A 1,128-nucleotide genomic window follows, 5' to 3' on the forward strand; every position below is an offset into this window, starting at 1 on the left:
AAGTAGCAAGTCGGATGAATATTATAACCATAAAATACTAAAAAAACCTAAAATTTAACAATCTACAAATAAAGCATAATAAATTAATAATATTATAAATATAATGACAATAAAATACCCAAAATAAATCTTCTAAAAGGATATAGGATGAAATTTATAGGCATTATACTTCTACTACTAACAAGCATATTTTTAATAGCCTGCTCTGCAAATCAAGCAAGCAACAAGATAAGCAACTCTGAACTAGAAAATTTAGCTAGTAAATATGGTGGGGTTTATATATTTAATCAGAAATTTGTTGATGAGATAGAGAAAAGAGAAGCTGAGAGAAAAGCGGTTAATCAACAAATTTTAAGTGAAATAGCCCATATATCAAACAAAAGCGAAAGAAATGCAAAGATGAGAGAGCTACTAAAGGAAAGGTATTATAACAATCCAAAAATAGAGCAAACTCTTTCAAACGGTAAACGATATTATACTAGCTCTATTGATTATGAAAACCAAACAGGTAAAAGAGTTAAAATTCCAAAAGAATTTGCAGATAAAATTATAAATTTCATAGGACTTGAAAACTACAATAAGTTTAAACCATCAATGGGATTGGGATATTTCTATATAGACAATAATGGTGTCGTAATACCTATAGATATATCAGCAACATATAGCTATCAATCAAAAAAATATGGTCTATTTGGAGATGAAGGAGCTGGTATAAAATTTAGCAAGAGCGAAACAAACTATGTCTTAGGTGGAAATAAATTTTACTTTGATAGCTCTAAAAACACTTTCGTTAAGGAAAAATAGTGGAAAACAACAATAATAACCCTAAAAATAAATCTGTAAAACAAATAATCTCTGATATAAAAGATCATGCTGATATGGCGGACGCTTCTTACTCATTTTATGAATTTATAGACAAAAATGAAAAATGGAGCAAGTCGGATGAATTTTATAACCATAAAATACTAAAAAAACCTAAAATTTAACAATCTACAAATAAAGCATAATAAATTAATAATATTATAAATATAATGACAATAAAATACGCAAAATAAATCTTCTAAAAGGATATAGGATGAAATTTATAGGCATTATACTTCTACTACTAACAAGCATATTTTTAATAGC

At 26.7% G+C, this 1,128-nt stretch carries 2 protein-coding genes; both read left to right on the forward strand.

The window, feature by feature from the left end; genetic code table 11:
* The first annotated feature begins 147 nt into the window (after window positions 1-147).
* Window positions 148-804, forward strand: a complete 657-nt coding sequence (locus CYP77_RS09850; RefSeq protein WP_103599762.1) for a tRNA 2-selenouridine synthase — start codon at window positions 148-150, stop codon at window positions 802-804.
* Window positions 804-986 carry a diadenosine tetraphosphate hydrolase gene (locus CYP77_RS09855; RefSeq protein ID WP_103567928.1) on the forward strand — a complete coding sequence of 61 codons (183 nt, stop codon included), beginning with the start codon at window positions 804-806 and terminating at the stop codon, window positions 984-986. The genes CYP77_RS09850 and CYP77_RS09855 overlap by 1 nt, the downstream gene beginning before the upstream one ends.
* The last annotated feature ends 142 nt before the right edge of the window (window positions 987-1,128 follow it).

Origin of the sequence: Campylobacter concisus (assembly GCF_002913865.1) — a bacterium.
Classification (GTDB): domain Bacteria; phylum Campylobacterota; class Campylobacteria; order Campylobacterales; family Campylobacteraceae; genus Campylobacter_A; species Campylobacter_A concisus_AM.

Coding starts and splice junctions, on each gene's coding strand:
- CYP77_RS09850 (WP_103599762.1), top strand. CDS start 148: ATGAAATTTATAGGCATTATACTTCTACTACTAACAAGCATATTTTTA.